Below are 14,620 nucleotides of genomic sequence, written 5' to 3'. Positions count from 1 at the left end.
GACCCTAGGCAGGTGCGGTTGATTCGCTCGCTACCCTCAGGCAACGCTCTCCGCGATTCATGGGTTTCTTCAATCGGGTCAGCCGTCTGCTGCGCGCCAATGTCAACGATCTGGTGAGCAAGGCCGAAGATCCGGTCAAGATTCTCGATCAGTCCGTCGCGGACATGCAGGAAGACCTGGTGAAGCTTCGCCAGGCGGTGGCGATGGCGATCGCCAGTCAGAAACGCCTGCGCAATCAGGCGGAGCAGGCTGAAGTGCAGTCACGCACCTGGTACGAACGGGCTGAGCTGGCGCTGAAGAAAAACGAAGAGGATCTGGCCCGTGAGGCGCTGACCCGCCGCAAGACCTTTCAGGAAACCGCGACGTCTCTTCCCAAGCAGGTGCAGGGCCAGGACGCCCAGGTCGAGACCCTGAAGAAGAGCTTGGTGGCGCTCGAAGGCAAGATCGCCGAGGCCAAGACCAAGAAGGACATGCTCAAGGCCCGGGCCCAGGCGGCCAAGGCGCAGCAGCAGCTGCAGAGTGCCGTTGGCAACCTAGGCAGCAACTCCGCCATGGCGGCGTTCGAGCGCATGGAGGACAAGGTCGAGGCCATGGAAGCCAGCAGTCAGGCGGCGGCCGAGCTGGCGGGTGCTGATCTCGAAAGTCAGTTCGCTGCTCTGGAGGGCGGCGACGATGTCGACGATGAACTGGCAGCGCTACGCCAGCAACTCTCGGCGGGTCCCGAGGCCGTCGCTCTGCCTGCTGCAGACCAAGCGGCTGATGCCACTGTCGAACCGGTCAAGGTCACGGAGGTGGACAACGACCTCGAAGAGTTGCGCCGCTCCATCGACAAGCTCTGAGCAGCTGGACCTCCTGCGGGCACTTCGGTTCATAGGATCGAAGTACTTCGCAGCTCCGATGTGTCCGCCTCTGTTTCCGATTTCACCGACGCAGGGTTTGATCAAGAGGTGCTCAAGGCAGCGGGCACCGTGTTGGTGGACTTCTGGGCTCCCTGGTGTGGTCCCTGTCGGTTGATGGCACCGCTGATGGACTGGGCCGCAGAGGCGTATGAGGGGCGCCTGGCTGTTGGGAAGATGGAAGTGGATGGCAATCCCACCACTCGCGATGCCTACAAGGTGCAGGGCATTCCCTGTCTGATTCTGTTCCGGGAGGGTGTGGAACTCGCCCGGCATGAAGGGGCCGTCGCGCGCCCACAGCTGCAGGCCTTCCTGGATGCTCACCTCTGATCGTCTGGCCCGACTGGGCAGCGGCGTTTTTGACCGCAACGATCGCCGTAAAGCTGCGTATGGACGCAGCTCGGCTTGTGCTCAACGGCCGCTGATCGATCTTTCGCTTGGTTCAACCGATCTGCTGCCACCGCCGGCGGCTTTGCAGGCCATGGCCTCCGTTCTGACGGAACCTGCCAGTGCCTCCTACTGCCTGCATGCCGGTACCGAACCTTTTCGGCAGGCCGCGGCGGCCTGGTGCCAGAAGCGCTTTGGCGTGTCGGTTGATGCCGACAGTGAGGTGCTGCTGCTGGTTGGTTCCCAGGAGGGGACGGCCCATCTGCCGCTCGCCGTACTTAATCCAGGGGATTCGGCGCTGATCCTCGACCCCTCTTACCCCTCCCATCGGGGCGGCCTCGAACTGGCGGATGCTGCCATTGAGACTCTGCCGTTGTGCGCTGAGCGGCAATGGGCTCCCGATTTCGATGCGCTCTCGGCGGCTCAGTGGGACCGACTGCGCCTGATGGTCCTGGGCTTCCCGCACAATCCCACCGCCTGCACCGGCGAACAGGCCTGGTTGGATGCGGCGATGCACCGCTGTGATCGTCACGATCTTGTGCTCGCTCACGACAATCCCTATGTGGATCTGGCCCTGGAGGGCGAAGCGCCGTCACTGCTGCGCTGCCCCCAGTGGCGGGAGCGCGGCATCGAGTTCTTCTCCCTGTCGAAGGGTTGGTGTCTGGGTGGGTTCCGGTTGGCCTTCGCGGTCGGAGCCGCGCCTTTGATTGCGGCCTTACGCGAACTCAAGGGTGTGGTGGATTTCAACCAATGCCGGGCGCTGCAGCAAGGCGCGATCACGGCTCTGGATCAACATCCCGACTGGCCTGCGCGTTTGCTGCCCGTGTACCGCGAACGGCGGGATCGGACCCGTCAGGCGTTGGCGGCTTTCGGATGGTCGATCCCTGAACCGTCAATGGCGCTCTACCTCTGGATGCCCGTGCCGGAGTGGGCCCATGCCCGCGGTTGGCGGGATGAACAGCTGGCGGCTGAGCTGCTGGAGCATTGCGGTGTAGCCCTGACCCCTGGCTCCGGGTTCGGTGAAGCCGGCACCGGCTGGTTGCGCTTGGCCCTGGTGCGGCCCACGGAGGTGCTGGAGCAGGCGGCGACCCGTCTGGCTCCATGGTGGACGCAACAGCATTGACAGCGGTCCGCATCGCCCAAGGTCGGCTGGTGCACGCGCTCCGCGACAAGGGCGCCTCTCCGTGGCAGCTGCGCCATCTGGGTGTCTGTTCCAGCACCGAAATGGTGCTGACGCAGTGGTTGCATCAGCAGCCCTGGTTGGCGCGTCAGCCCCGAGCGGTCCTGGCCCAGCATCAACGCTTCGCCCACGGGCAGTACGGGCGCTTCTGGATGGCACCGCCAGGAGGCGTCTGGATGAGTGCAGCGCTGCCATGGCCGAATGGCGAGCCCTCCACGGGTCTCTTTGGATTGACCGTGGCGCTGGCCTTGGCGGAGCAGCTGGAGCGCTATGGGGTGTCGGCAGCGATCAAGTGGCCGAATGATCTGATCGTCGGTTCCCGCAAGCTGGCGGGTGTGTTGCCCAAGCTGGTGTTTCGCGGCCATCAGGTGCGTCTGGCCCGGATCGGGGTGGGACTGAATGTGCGCAATCCGGTGCCGCAGGGGGGCATCGCCTTGCGGGAGTTGCTCCCGCCAGGACGTTGTCGGCTTCGCTTATGGCAATTGAATGCCCTGCTGGCCCTCGAGCGTGCCAGTGCGCTGGCGGCTGATCCTCAACGGGTAGTGACCGCGGCGGAGCAGCGCCTGTGGAGCACGTCCGTTGCAGATCCGGTCAGCGGTGAATACTGGGCTGTGCGCGGCATCGGTCTGGATGGTCAGCTTCTACTGGGTCAAGGAACCCGGACCACCAGCTGGACGCGTTGGGGCGACAGTGCAGGTAGGAATCTCTAAAGTCTCGCCTGTGAGATTGCGTTCGATCGTTGGCACTGCGCTGGCTCGCGGCACCTCTGCTGCTCTCGCTCCCCGCCCCTCAGGCTCCGGTGCAACCGCCGGAGGTGCTGCCGCGTCGGGCGCCGGTGACCTTTGACCGGTCGCTGGAGTCTCTGGAGCGCAATCAGGTGATCACACCGCAGGAGCGTCGTCAGCTGGAAACCGGTGATGTCAGCCGACCGATCAACGTGCCGGCATTCCAGCAGGCCTGTCGAAGTGGTGCCTTGTCTCGACAGGAATGCAATAGCGGCGTTGCCGTGCGTGGTCGCGGGGTTCGCTCGCCCCGCATCGTCTGGAATGGCCGTGATGAAGCGCTCACCGGACTGCGTCGTCTGGGTCCGAATGGCCAGCCCTTGCCCCCGATTTCAGTGCCCGTCGGTGCGCTGCTAGCAGGACCGTCCCCTGGGTTCCGACTCGAATCGGTGTTCGCGGTGTCACCGCGTCCTGCCTCCGTCGCAGGCAATGGTGATCGCAAGCTGTTGTTCCCGATCATCGGGTCCGCCATCACCACCAGTGAGTTCGGATGGCGCCTCCACCCGATCGTGGGCCAATGGCTGATGCATGCCGGCAAGGATTTTGCTGCGCCGGAAGGGACCCCTGTGGTGGCAGCACTCTCGGGGCGTGTGCTCAGCAGCGGTTTGGCCGGTGGCTATGGCATCGCCGTTGAACTGGAGCATGATCAACCTCGCCGCAGAACGCTCTACGGCCATCTTTCCGAGCTGTATGTCAAGGCGGGTCAGACCGTGCGCCAGGGGGAGGTGATCGGTCGGGTGGGCAGTACCGGTCTGAGCACGGGACCGCATCTCCACTTCGAATTGCGCCAGCCCCAGTCAGGAGGCTGGGTGGCCATGGATCCCGGCGATTTGGATCTCAATCCGCTCACGGCATCCGGAGCGGATGCCGTGTCGCTGCTGGTGGCCCAGCTGATGAACAGCCTGGAACGACCGCCTGGGTCATGACGCCGGCGATCGGCTGTCGATGCGCATGATGAAGCCCACTCCGCGCACGGTGTGGATCAAAGGGGGTAACTCCTTTGATTCGATTTTCTGACGCAGGTAGCGGATGTACACATCCAGAAGATTGTCATCGCCATAGAAGTTCTCGCCCCAAACACCGCGCATGATGTCGGCCCGCTCCAGCACCTTGCCCTGACCACGCATCAGGAAGTTCAGCAGCTCGTATTCCTTCACTGACAGCTGAATCATGCGGCCCGCGCGGCTCACATCCCGGGTGTTGGTGTTCATGGTGAGATCCCCCACCTGAAGGGTTTCCGGTTGGGCAGCATCGCCATCACCACCGGAGAAGCTGATCGCGCGTCGTTGCATGGCCCGGAGCCGGGCCATCAGTTCTTCGATCGAGAACGGTTTGATCAGGTAATCGTCCACGCCAGCATCCAGTGCTGTGACGCGATCCGCGATGTCATCGTGCCCCGTCAACATCAGGATCGGCGTGGTGATGCCACTGCTGCGTATGCGTTGACAGATGTCCACGCCACTGAAGTCGGGGAGATTCCAGTCCAGAACTATCAGATCGGGAGCGGGTTCTGTGCGGGCACGGATGAGGCCACTGGCACCGTCAGCGGCCACTTCCACGGCGTAGCCCTCCACCTCCAGCTCCATGGACAACAGCTCCGTCAACCGGGCTTCGTCATCCACAAGAAGGAGTCGGGTCTTCGCTTCGGTGGAGGACGCCATGGTGGCCAGCTCACGCGCGCCCAGACTAATCAGCCTGTCCCTGTCCACCCAGCTGGTTTGGGTCGCTCGTTCCAGCGTTCGATACGACCATCGCGGAAATGGGCCACCCGTTCGGCGCGTGCCGCGACGTCATCTTCGTGGGTCACAAGCACCAACGTGATTCCCTGGGCATGCAGGGCATCAAACAGGTTGAGCACATCGTCGGTGGTGCGGGAATCCAGTGCTCCGGTGGGTTCATCTGCCAGCAGCAGGCTGGGTTCGTTGATGATGGCCCTGGCGATGGCGACGCGCTGCTGTTGGCCGCCGGAGAGTTGGTTCGGCCTGTTCTGCATGCGATCCGCCAGACCGACTCGGTCCAGGGCTTGGCTGGCTTGCTCGCGTCGCTGCTGCACGGGCACTCCCGCGTAGATCATCGGCAGCATCACATTTTCCAGTGCTGTCGCATGGGGCAGCAGATGGAACTGCTGAAACACGAATCCCAGCTGCTGGTTGCGCAGGTCGGCCAGCGCATCATCATCAAGGTCCTCAACAGCCTGACCGTTGAGGCAATAGGACCCCTCGCTAGGGCGATCCAGACAGCCGAGAATGTTCATGGCTGTGCTCTTGCCTGATCCGCTGGCCCCCATCACGGCCACGTAATCGCCTTGACAAACGGTGAGATCGAGCTGATCGAGTGCTTTGACCAGCCCGGCACCACTGCCATAGATCTTGTTCACGCCGCGAAGTTCAGCGACGGGGAGCCGGTCGGCTCCCTCTGCCTTAGCCAAGGGTGGTTCCGGCAACACTGGCGATCGCCTGCTGCAGCAGCGGTGTGCCGGCAACGGCATCGCTGGCCCACTGGAAGAGGGGATTGGACAGGATTCCTCCGATTGCGGTAACCACCACGCAGGTGACTAGGGCCACACGCAGGGGGGGAAGGCCAAGGGTGTCCCATTGAATGGCGGGATAAGCCTTCACCACGTCGGACGCTTCCTGAGGTTCCTTCACCACCATCATCTTGATCACGCCGATGTAGTAGTAAATCGAGATCACGGAGGTGATCAGGCCTACCACCACCAGTAGGTACTGGTGATCGGCCCAGCCGGCGAAGAAGAGATAAATCTTGCCGAAGAAACCCAGCATCGGAGGGATGCCACCGAGGGAGAGCAGGCAGAGGCTGAGCCCCAGCGTGATCAACGGATCCTTCTGATACAGACCCGCGTAATCAGAAATCCGATCGCTGCCGGTGCGAATCGAGAACAGGATGATGCAGGCGAAGGCCCCCAGATTCATGAACAGGTAGGCCGCCGTGTAGAGGATCATTGCGGCAAAGCCGTCCTCCGTGCCGCAGACCAGGCCGATCATCACGAAGCCTGCCTGACCGATGGAGCTGTAAGCCAGCATCCGCTTCATTGAGGTCTGCGCCAGGGCTACGACATTGCCGAGCGTCATGCTCAACACGGCCAGAACGGTGAAGAGCAGTTTCCACTGGGTGTCGAAGCTGCCGAAGCACCCCACAAGCAGGCGCAAGGCCAGTGCGAAGCCCGCGGCTTTGGAACCCACGGAGAGGAACGCCACCACCGGCGTGGGTGAGCCCTCGTAGACGTCGGGGGTCCATTGGTGAAAGGGCACGGCTGCAATCTTGAACGCCACCGTGGCCAGAACGAACACCAGCGCCAAAGCGGCGAGAGGGGTGGGGCTAGTGAGCAGTGCCTGACCAATCACCTCAAGGCTTGTGGAGCCGCTGAGGCCATAGAGAAGGGAGGAACCGTAGAGAAAAACAGCGGCTGCAGCTGAGCCCACCAGGAGATATTTCAGCGCGGCTTCCGAGCTGCGGGCGTCGCCTTTCATGTAGCCGGAGAGCAGATAACTGGCGACGGACAACGTCTCCAGGGAGACGAAAACACTCACCAGATCAGTGGCTCCGCAGAGCAACATCGCCCCGAGCGTCGCTGCCAGAAGAATCGCGGCGTATTCCCCGACCGGTGTGCCTCCTTGCTCGGCATACCGCCAGCTGATCAGCAGCGACAGCAGGGTGGACGCTGCCACGACGGCTCGGAAGGCGATGGCTAGATGATCGGGCAGGAAGGCGCCCAGGAAGGAGCTTTCCAGTGGCGCATTCCATTGCAGGGCCAGAAGCACCAGTGCCGTGCCAAGACCTGCGTAACAGATGGGTGGAACCCAGCGAACGGACACCTTCTCGCCGGCCAGATCCACCAGCAGGGTGGCAAGCATGGCTAGCAGCACTGCACCCTCAGGGGCGACAGCTCCGGCGTTCAACGCCAGGTTCAGCAGGTCGCCAGGGGCTGCCAACGCCTGAGTGGAAAGAAACAAAGCACCCAATTCGGGCATGGCGCGCGCAGGGCAGAGCGGTTCGGGTGACTGTAGCTGCGCTTTCGTTCTGGCTTGTGGCTTCCGATGAATTCGCTGCAGCTGGCGCGACGGTGCGATAAAGAAGGGAACGGTTATCGGCCCCCCTTTGGCGCACACCCTGGTCATCGTTGAGAGCCCCACCAAGGCCCGCACCATCCGTGGATTCCTGCCCAAGGACTTCCGGGTGGAGGCCTCCATGGGACATGTGCGCGACCTTCCCAACAACGCGAGTGAGATACCTGCTGCTCAAAAAGGGCAGAAGTGGGCCAATCTCGGCGTCAACACCGAAGCCGACTTCGAGCCCCTCTACGTGGTTCCGAAGGACAAGAAGAAGACGGTGAAAGAGCTGAAAGATGCCCTCAAGGGTGCTGATCAGCTGCTCCTGGCGACTGACGAAGACCGCGAGGGAGAGAGCATCAGCTGGCATCTGCTGCAACTGCTGGCGCCGAAGGTGCCGGTCAAGCGCATGGTGTTTCACGAGATCACCAAGGAGGCCATTGGTCGCGCTCTCGAGCAGACCCGTGAGCTCGACATGGAGCTGGTCCATGCTCAGGAAACCCGCCGAATCCTTGACCGTCTGGTCGGTTACACCCTGTCGCCTCTGTTGTGGAAGAAGGTGGCTTGGGGGCTCTCGGCCGGACGTGTGCAGTCGGTGGCCGTGCGTTTGCTGGTGCAGCGCGAACGGGCCAGGCGTGCGTTCCGCAGTGGCAGTTACTGGGACCTGAAGGCGGCCCTTGAGCAGGCCGGCACGCGTTTCGACGCCAAGCTCACTCATCTGGAGGGGCAACGGATCGCCACCGGCAATGACTTCGATGAGAGCACCGGTGGGCTGAAGGAGGGCAGCAAGGTCCGACTGCTGAGTGAGGGCGATGCCCGCACGCTTTCGGAAGCCGTGAAAGCCGCTGCCTGGGCTGTCACTACGGTCGAAGAGAAGCCGACGGTGCGCAGGCCCGTGCCGCCGTTCACCACCAGCACTCTGCAGCAGGAATCGAACAGAAAACTGCGTCTCTCGGCCCGCGAGACCATGCGTTGCGCGCAGGGTCTCTACGAGCGTGGCTTCATCACCTACATGCGCACCGATTCGGTGCATCTCTCCGACCAGGCCATCAGTGCGGCTCGCAGCTGCGTGGAGTCGCGCTACGGCAAGGAATATCTGAGCAAAGCGCCCCGGCAGTTCAGCACCAAGGCCCGCAATGCGCAGGAGGCCCATGAGGCGATTCGCCCCGCTGGCGAGAGCTTCCGTGCCCCCCAGGAGACCGGCCTTGATGGCAGGGATCTGGCCCTCTACGAACTGATCTGGAAACGCACGGTTGCCAGCCAGATGGCTGAAGCTCGCCTCACCATGCTGTCGGTGGATCTCAGTGCTGCTGAGGCAGTGTTCCGCGCCAGCGGCAAGCGGATCGATTTTCCCGGATTCTTCCGCGCTTACGTCGAGGGCAGCGACGATCCCGATGCAGCGCTGGAGGGCCAGGAAGTGCTGCTGCCGGCCCTGAAGGTTGGTGATGCTCCCAACCTTCAGGACGTGGAAGCGCTCGGTCACCAGACTCAGCCACCAGCACGTTTTTCCGAAGCCTCTCTGGTGAAGATGCTCGAGAAGGAGGGCATCGGCCGGCCATCCACCTATGCGTCGATCATCGGCACGATCGTGGATCGCGGCTATGCCTCTCTCCTCAACAACTCCCTCACCCCCAGCTTTACGGCCTTTGCGGTGACGGCGCTTCTTGAGGAGCATTTCCCCGATCTCGTCGACACCTCCTTCACCGCCCGGATGGAGAACACGCTCGATGAGATCTCGCATGGCAAGGTGCAGTGGCTGCCCTACCTGGAAGGTTTTTACAAAGGCGATGAGGGCCTCGAATCCCAGGTGCATCAACGGGAAGGTGACATCGATCCGGGGGCATCACGCACCATTGATCTCGAGGGTCTCCCCTGCGTGGTGCGCATCGGCCGTTTCGGTGCCTACCTGGAGGCCAAGCGGGTCGGTGACGATGGCGAGGAGGAGCTGATCAAGGCCACCCTGCCCCGCGAGATCACCCCTGCCGATCTCGACCAGGAGCAGGCTGAACTCATCCTCAAGCAGAAGGCTGATGGGCCTGAAGCACTCGGCGAAGATCCCGAAACCGGTGACCTGGTTTACCTGCTGTTCGGTCAGTACGGCCCTTATGTGCAGCGGGGGCAGGTCAGCGACGACAACCCCAAGCCCAAGCGCGCCTCACTGCCGAAGGGCGTCAAGCCCGAAGATCTCAGTCTTGACGATGCGTTGGGCTTGCTGCGCTTGCCCCGACTCCTCGGTGAGCACCCTGACGGCGGCAAGGTGCAGGCCGGTCTCGGTCGTTTCGGGCCCTATGTGGTCTTGGATAAGGGCAAAGGGGAGAAGGACTACCGCTCCCTCAAGGGCGATGACGACGTGCTTGCGATCGGCCTCACCCGTGCGCTGGAACTATTGGCCATGCCCAAACGCGGCCGTGGTGGACGCACGGCGCTCAAGGATCTGGGCAAGCCGGAGGGCAGCGATGAGACCGTGCAGGTCTATGACGGTCCCTACGGGCTCTACGTGAAGCAGGGCAAGGTCAATGCCTCTCTGCCCGAAGGAAAGGGGGCGGACGACGTCACCTTGGAAGAGGCGGTGGAACTTCTCGCGGCCAAGGCGGCGAGCAAGAAGGGTGGTCGAAAGTCGGCATCCGCCAAGAAACCTGCAGCCAAAAAGTCAACGGCGAAAAAGCCAGCGGCCAAGAAGCCTGCTGCCAAAAAGCCTCCGGCCACTACGAAAACAGGGCGGCTGCGCGCCAGTGCGGTGCGTGTGATTAAACCTGCCGATTCCTGATGGACATCCGGCGGTTTTCCTTGGCTTTGCTACCCCTGGTGATGCTGCTCCAGGCGTGCTCCAGCACCCCCTTCGGTCAGCGGCTTTCCGAGAGTTTCGATGGCCAGGATGCTGCGGACCTGCCAACGGCTGCAGCCTCTCAAGTGGCATCGTCCCAACCCCAACAGGCCGAGGTCAAGGACACCAAGGACGACCGCGCCGCTGAACAGGAAACGCCGCAGGATCAAACCAGCGCGGAACGTCAGCAGGCCAGCACCGACAAGCCGGTTTCGACAGCTGATCTGCAGCCAAAGGATGTGCAGCCAAAGGATGTTCAGCCAGCGGATGTTCAGCCAGCGACAGCTCGGGCTGTGCCCGAACAGACCCGTCCTTATCGGATCACCATTCGCCTGTCCGCTGCTGATCCAGCGGCACCGGCGGAGGGGGTCACGGAAGCCCTGCGGCGTGCAGGGATCGGTTTTGAGGTGGAAACGATTGAGAAGGTTCCTGCCCGCGAACTGAATCAGTCCTCTCTTGTTCAGCCGTCCAGTACGCAGCGACAGCCCGCCTCCTGATGCCTCCAACCCTCAGCCGTCGTCAGGCTCTGCGCATGATGGAGTCTTCGTATCTGGCGGCCGCGGCCGCTTTGATCTGGCTGGCTCTTTACTACCTGCCGGTCGGCGGTGCGCTGTTCCGCCTCGCCCTGCCGCTTCCGCTAGCCCTGCTGACGGTCCGCCGTGGCGGCCGCGCCGGTGTCGAGGGGCTGGCGGTGGCGATTCTGCTGCTGGTCGCCCTGATGGGGCCTGTCCGTGGCCCTCTGATGTTGTTTCCCTACGGCTTGTTGTCGGTCTGGATGGGCTGGTGCTGGTTGCATCAACGCAGCTGGTGGCTCAGCTGGGGCATCGGGCTTCTCGTTGGTGCTGCTGGCTTTCTGGTGAGGGTAGTGGCGCTATCGCTTCTGGTTGGAGAAAATCTGTGGCTGGTGATCACCCGAGCTGGCGCTGGTCTGCTGGATCGCCTGCTCGACCTTCTGCAACTCCCCATCGCTCCGGATCTGCTGTTGGTGCAGCTCATGGCCCTGGCGTTGGTGTTCATCCAGCAGCTGGTGTACGTGCTTGCGCTGCATGCGCTGGCTTACTGGATCTTTCCTCGGTTGCAGGCTCCTGTGCCCGAGCCGCCTCCGCTTTTGCATGGACTGGTCGCCCTCGATCCTCTCTGACCGGCTCGCGGCAGGTCAGCGGTTGACCAGTACGCCGGTTCCGGCTGCCGCGACACCGTTTCTCCGGGCCTGGTGCGATCCGGCCCAACCTCTGCCGGATCTATTGCTGCTACTGGCTGGCACCAGGACTGCGGAAACCAAGGGGATCTCCGCCGCCGGCTGCACCCCAGAGGCCCGTCGCATCACGGCCCTCGCCGATGCGGAATTGCTGCTGAACGGCCCGTTGGTGGCTCCGCGATGGCCGCTGCCTCCCCTCCCCGCCGGTGTGTCACCGGCTCTAATCAGCTGGGTCATGTGTGATCAGCTCGGTCTCCAACCCCGGGTGGTGGCACTGGGGCTGTCCTTGCCGCCACCGTTCGCTCATCTGCGCTGTGAGCCGCCTGCGTTCGGTCCGTCGGAATGCGTCTCCACAGGGCAGGCCATGGCACCTGAACGGGTGCGCCAGTTGCTGCAGCGTGGTCGCCGTTTCGGCAGTCGATTGCGGCGGCCCTTGCTGCTGGCCGAATGCGTCCCAGGCGGAACCACCACGGCCCTGGCGGTGCTGACCGGTTTGGGTCTGCCGGTGGACACGCTGGTGAGCGGCAGCGCCTTGCACCCCCCGATGAGGCTGAAGCAGACCCTGGTGCGCCAAGGGCTTGCGTCCTGTTCAACGGGTTCCGCTGTCACCATCGAGGTGTTGCTGGCTGCCGTTGGTGATCCGTTCCAGGCTTTTGCGACGGGGCTGCTTCTCGGTGTTGTGGAGGCGAAGCAGCCGGTGTTGCTGGCCGGGGGCAGCCAGATGGCTGCGGTGCTGGCTCTGGCGCTTCAGGCCCTGCCGCCCTCTGCGCGCCAGGGCCTGAGCAACCAGGTGCTGCTGGGCACGACGTCCTGGCTTGCTGCGGAGTGCCTGCAGGCTTCAGCGGGCCCCTCATCACTGATGCTGTTGTTGCGCAACTTGGAGCAGCATTTCTCGGTGTCGATACAGGCTTATGCCGCTGGGCTGCATTTCAGCGACAGCCGGCAGGAACGCTTGCGGGATTTTGAGCAGGGACATGTGAAAGAGGGGGTCGGCGCGGGTGGGCTCACCCTGTTGGCCCAGTGGCGTGGTTTGCCGCTTAGTGGCCTGGTGATGGCCTGTGATCGTGCAGTGGATCAATTGCTGATCCATGGACAACACGGCAGGCCTGCCCCGTAGGTTCAAACCATGAAGGCCGTTGTCCCCCCGGAGTCACCGCTGAATCGCCGCCGCTTTCTCCAGCTCGCTGCCCTCACCGCCGCAGCTGGTCTCAGTGGCTGCAGTCGTGGCAATGCCGTACCCACCCTGAGAGCCGCAGCAGATACCCTGCCTGCGCTCTGGCGGCGACGTCTTCCCTCCCCCTGGACATTCGCACCCTTCAGCAATGCCGCTGCGGTGACAGATGCCTGGCCGCCATCCACCGATCTTCTGGCGCTGAGCGATGGTTGGCTGGCAGGCCTGGCGCCATCACAGCTCCAGGCGATCGCTGCCGCACCGCTCGTCACCCGACTGGGCCCACTGGGCAAGCGGTTTCTGGCCGACACCCCTGAGGCTTGGTCGGGACTGCTGCTGCCGGTGGGCTTTAGTCCTTGGGTGATGTTGATCCGCAGAGAAGGCGGCACTGTCCCCGATCCGGATGAAGGCTGGAACCTCCTTCTCGACCCGGCGTTTGAGGGCAAGCTGTTGCTGCCATCCAGTCCAAGGCTGCTGGCTTCCCTGGCGGATCGGATCGATGGCCCTGACCCGTTGCGGCGTCTGCGTGCCGCTGCGCTCAGCTTTGACGATCGCTTTGCGTTGAACTGGTTGTTGCAGGGTGACGCCCGGCTGGCGGTTGTGCCCTTGCAGCGCTGCATGCGTGCCCTGCAGCAGGATCCACGCTTGACGGTCGTGCTGCCGCAGCAAGGGGCTCCTCTGCACTGGACGCTGTTGCTGCGCCCGAAGGACACCTCCGAACCACTGCCACAAGCTTGGGTGGAGGAAGCCTGGACCTCCCCGCTCCTGACGCGGATGTTGTCGCAGGGTTGGATTCCACCCCTGCCATCTGCAATGCTCGCCGCCGCCGCCAGTCGGGTCCCCAAGCGCTTGCTGCCCGCCCTTCTGCCCCCCGCAACGGTCTGGGAGTCCTGCTGGACATTGTTCCCCTTGGAGTCTCCGCAGGAGTTGTCGCTGCAGGATCGCTGGGATGCTTCAGCTCCATAGCTTCAGCCCCAGAGACGTCGGCGCGGTGCTGCGGCCAGTCGCTGGTGGGTGTCGGCCAGAAGCTCTGGAATGGCCAATCCATGGGGGCAGCGCGGAAGGCAGTCGCCGCAGGACTGGCAGGCATCTGCATCGACCGTTTCCCACCAGTGGCCGGCCCTGCCGATCAAGTTGTAACGCTCACTGGCGAATTCGATCAGCTCGTGACCAAGCGCCAAATTGCGCAGGCGCAGCAGATCCGGGATGGGCACCGCATTCGGACAGGGCAAGCAGGCGCGACACTGCCCGCAGAGGTCGTGGCCCAGTCGTTGTCGGCGCTGCTGATCCAGTCGCTCGATGGCGCGGGATTCCTCGGTCTGTAGGGGACCATCGCTCTGGCCGAGCGCGTGGGCCAGCTCGAGGTCTGTTGCGGTCTGGGCGCCAACGCTGAGCGTGCTGATGCCTGCGGCCAGCAGGTAGCGATAGGCGAGCTCCAGTGGTTGAAACGGGCGACAGTCCTCAACCAATTGTCCGCTGGGGGCCTGAAGACGGCCGCCCTTGTCCGCGGGTGAAATTGCCAGCACACCCATCGTCTGTTGCAGAGCTAGCTGTGCCAGCGGCATGCGCGTCGGATCGAGCAGATGCAGATGCAGACAGCAGAAACGGAAACGCTGACTGTCAATTGCCTGATGGATCAGGGCATTGGAGCCGTGGCTACTGAACCCCACCTGGCCCACGGTTCCGCTATTCAGGGCCCAATCGATCAATCGTGCGCCCTCGCCATGGAGGGCCCAGTCGAGATGGCTGTCCAGATTCAGGCCGTGGATCGCCAGGTTGTCGAGACGATTGATCCCAAGACGCTCAAGGCTGGCCTTCAGAGCGGCTTGGCCCTCGTCAAGGGTGAGACCGGGCAACAGCTTGGTGGTGATCACCCAGCCATGTCCCTCCGGTTGGACCCCTTCGCTCTGCAGTTGCGCCAGGGCGTCCCCAAGAAAGGATTCGGCGGGGCCATAGGCAGGGGCCGTTTCCAAATGGTTTACCCCCGCGGTAAGGGCGGCCCGCAGCACTGTGAGCATCTGATCGGGGGCCTGCAGGGCGCGCATGGTGCCCAGCGTGAACAGGCTCACCGGTGGACCTTCACCGAAGGAACGATGCTGCATCGCTGTGATG

Annotated in this window: 14 protein-coding genes; 10 read left to right on the top strand and 4 right to left on the bottom strand. The window is 63.4% G+C overall.

What is annotated here, in order from left to right; all coding sequences use genetic code 11:
• Positions 1-59: 59 nt before the first annotated feature.
• Genes SynNOUM97013_RS10050 through SynNOUM97013_RS10030 form a run of 5 tightly spaced genes read left to right on the top strand, consistent with a single transcriptional unit; the run spans position 60 to position 4,171 of the window.
• The gene (locus SynNOUM97013_RS10050; RefSeq protein WP_186479613.1) at positions 60-839 is read left to right on the top strand and encodes a PspA/IM30 family protein; all 780 of its coding nucleotides are present in this window, start codon (positions 60-62) and stop codon (positions 837-839) included.
• A gap of 60 nt (positions 840-899) precedes the next feature.
• Entirely contained in the window at positions 900-1,226 is a 327-nt protein-coding gene (locus SynNOUM97013_RS10045) for a co-chaperone YbbN (protein WP_186479612.1), read from the top strand.
• Positions 1,213-2,406 carry an aminotransferase class I/II-fold pyridoxal phosphate-dependent enzyme gene (locus tag SynNOUM97013_RS10040; protein WP_186479611.1) on the top strand — a complete coding sequence of 398 codons (1,194 nt, stop codon included), beginning with the start codon at positions 1,213-1,215 and terminating at the stop codon, positions 2,404-2,406. The genes SynNOUM97013_RS10045 and SynNOUM97013_RS10040 overlap by 14 nt, the downstream gene beginning before the upstream one ends.
• Positions 2,385-3,173, top strand: coding sequence for a biotin--[acetyl-CoA-carboxylase] ligase (locus SynNOUM97013_RS10035; RefSeq protein ID WP_186479610.1), 789 nt, complete (start codon positions 2,385-2,387; stop codon positions 3,171-3,173). Before SynNOUM97013_RS10040 ends, SynNOUM97013_RS10035 begins: the two co-directional genes overlap by 22 nt.
• Before the next feature lie 29 nt (positions 3,174-3,202).
• On the top strand, positions 3,203-4,171 hold the full coding sequence (locus SynNOUM97013_RS10030; RefSeq protein WP_186479609.1) for a M23 family metallopeptidase: 969 nt from the start codon (positions 3,203-3,205) through the stop codon (positions 4,169-4,171).
• Here SynNOUM97013_RS10030 and SynNOUM97013_RS10025 read toward each other — a convergent pair.
• Genes SynNOUM97013_RS10025 through SynNOUM97013_RS10015 form a run of 3 tightly spaced genes read right to left on the bottom strand, consistent with a single transcriptional unit; the run spans position 4,166 to position 7,237 of the window.
• Entirely contained in the window at positions 4,166-4,906 is a 741-nt protein-coding gene (locus SynNOUM97013_RS10025) for a response regulator transcription factor (protein ID WP_186479608.1), read from the bottom strand. The genes SynNOUM97013_RS10030 and SynNOUM97013_RS10025 overlap by 6 nt on opposite strands.
• A 29-nt stretch (positions 4,907-4,935) precedes the next feature.
• Positions 4,936-5,673: an ABC transporter ATP-binding protein gene (locus SynNOUM97013_RS10020; RefSeq protein ID WP_304623130.1), complete on the bottom strand. Its 738-nt coding sequence runs from the start codon at positions 5,671-5,673 to the stop codon at positions 4,936-4,938.
• Positions 5,666-7,237 (bottom strand): NAD(P)H-quinone oxidoreductase subunit N, encoded by a 1,572-nt coding sequence (locus tag SynNOUM97013_RS10015; RefSeq protein ID WP_186479606.1) that lies wholly within the window; start codon positions 7,235-7,237, stop codon positions 5,666-5,668. The genes SynNOUM97013_RS10020 and SynNOUM97013_RS10015 overlap by 8 nt, the downstream gene beginning before the upstream one ends.
• A gap of 127 nt (positions 7,238-7,364) precedes the next feature.
• Between SynNOUM97013_RS10015 and topA the strand changes: the two genes are divergently transcribed.
• Genes topA through SynNOUM97013_RS09990 form a run of 5 tightly spaced genes read left to right on the top strand, consistent with a single transcriptional unit; the run spans position 7,365 to position 13,474 of the window.
• Complete coding sequence (gene topA, locus SynNOUM97013_RS10010) at positions 7,365-10,082, top strand: type I DNA topoisomerase (RefSeq protein WP_186479605.1); 2,718 nt, start codon at positions 7,365-7,367, stop codon at positions 10,080-10,082.
• Entirely contained in the window at positions 10,082-10,636 is a 555-nt protein-coding gene (locus SynNOUM97013_RS10005) for a hypothetical protein (protein ID WP_186479604.1), read from the top strand. Before topA ends, SynNOUM97013_RS10005 begins: the two co-directional genes overlap by 1 nt.
• Positions 10,636-11,280 (top strand): DUF2232 domain-containing protein, encoded by a 645-nt coding sequence (locus SynNOUM97013_RS10000; RefSeq protein WP_186479603.1) that lies wholly within the window; start codon positions 10,636-10,638, stop codon positions 11,278-11,280. The genes SynNOUM97013_RS10005 and SynNOUM97013_RS10000 overlap by 1 nt, the downstream gene beginning before the upstream one ends.
• Entirely contained in the window at positions 11,252-12,454 is a 1,203-nt protein-coding gene (locus SynNOUM97013_RS09995) for a nicotinate-nucleotide--dimethylbenzimidazole phosphoribosyltransferase (protein WP_186479602.1), read from the top strand. The genes SynNOUM97013_RS10000 and SynNOUM97013_RS09995 overlap by 29 nt, the downstream gene beginning before the upstream one ends.
• A gap of 9 nt (positions 12,455-12,463) precedes the next feature.
• The gene (locus SynNOUM97013_RS09990) at positions 12,464-13,474 is read left to right on the top strand and encodes an ABC transporter substrate-binding protein (RefSeq protein WP_186479601.1); all 1,011 of its coding nucleotides are present in this window, start codon (positions 12,464-12,466) and stop codon (positions 13,472-13,474) included.
• A gap of 2 nt (positions 13,475-13,476) precedes the next feature.
• On the opposite strand, the gene SynNOUM97013_RS09985 is transcribed toward SynNOUM97013_RS09990, so the two are convergent.
• Positions 13,477-14,610 carry an aldo/keto reductase gene (locus SynNOUM97013_RS09985; protein WP_186479600.1) on the bottom strand — a complete coding sequence of 378 codons (1,134 nt, stop codon included), beginning with the start codon at positions 14,608-14,610 and terminating at the stop codon, positions 13,477-13,479.
• Positions 14,611-14,620 lie beyond the last annotated feature (10 nt).

This window comes from Synechococcus sp. NOUM97013, from assembly GCF_014279815.1.
Classification (GTDB): Bacteria; Cyanobacteriota; Cyanobacteriia; order PCC-6307; family Cyanobiaceae; genus Synechococcus_C.
This window is presented reverse-complemented; position numbering and strand designations above follow the sequence as displayed.

Excerpts from the sequence above, each read along its gene's own strand:
- SynNOUM97013_RS09995 (WP_186479602.1), top strand. The coding sequence starts at position 11,252 with ATGGACTGGTCGCCCTCGATCCTCTCTGACCGGCTCGCGGCAGGTCAG.
- SynNOUM97013_RS10050 (WP_186479613.1), top strand. The coding sequence starts at position 60 with ATGGGTTTCTTCAATCGGGTCAGCCGTCTGCTGCGCGCCAATGTCAAC.
- SynNOUM97013_RS10025 (WP_186479608.1), bottom strand. The coding sequence starts at position 4,906 with ATGGCGTCCTCCACCGAAGCGAAGACCCGACTCCTTCTTGTGGATGAC.
- SynNOUM97013_RS10005 (WP_186479604.1), top strand. The coding sequence starts at position 10,082 with ATGGACATCCGGCGGTTTTCCTTGGCTTTGCTACCCCTGGTGATGCTG.
- SynNOUM97013_RS10035 (WP_186479610.1), top strand. The coding sequence starts at position 2,385 with ATGGTGGACGCAACAGCATTGACAGCGGTCCGCATCGCCCAAGGTCGG.
- SynNOUM97013_RS09985 (WP_186479600.1), bottom strand. The coding sequence starts at position 14,610 with ATGCAGCATCGTTCCTTCGGTGAAGGTCCACCGGTGAGCCTGTTCACG.
- SynNOUM97013_RS09990 (WP_186479601.1), top strand. The coding sequence starts at position 12,464 with ATGAAGGCCGTTGTCCCCCCGGAGTCACCGCTGAATCGCCGCCGCTTT.
- SynNOUM97013_RS10040 (WP_186479611.1), top strand. The coding sequence starts at position 1,213 with ATGCTCACCTCTGATCGTCTGGCCCGACTGGGCAGCGGCGTTTTTGAC.
- SynNOUM97013_RS10000 (WP_186479603.1), top strand. The coding sequence starts at position 10,636 with ATGCCTCCAACCCTCAGCCGTCGTCAGGCTCTGCGCATGATGGAGTCT.
- SynNOUM97013_RS10015 (WP_186479606.1), bottom strand. The coding sequence starts at position 7,237 with ATGCCCGAATTGGGTGCTTTGTTTCTTTCCACTCAGGCGTTGGCAGCC.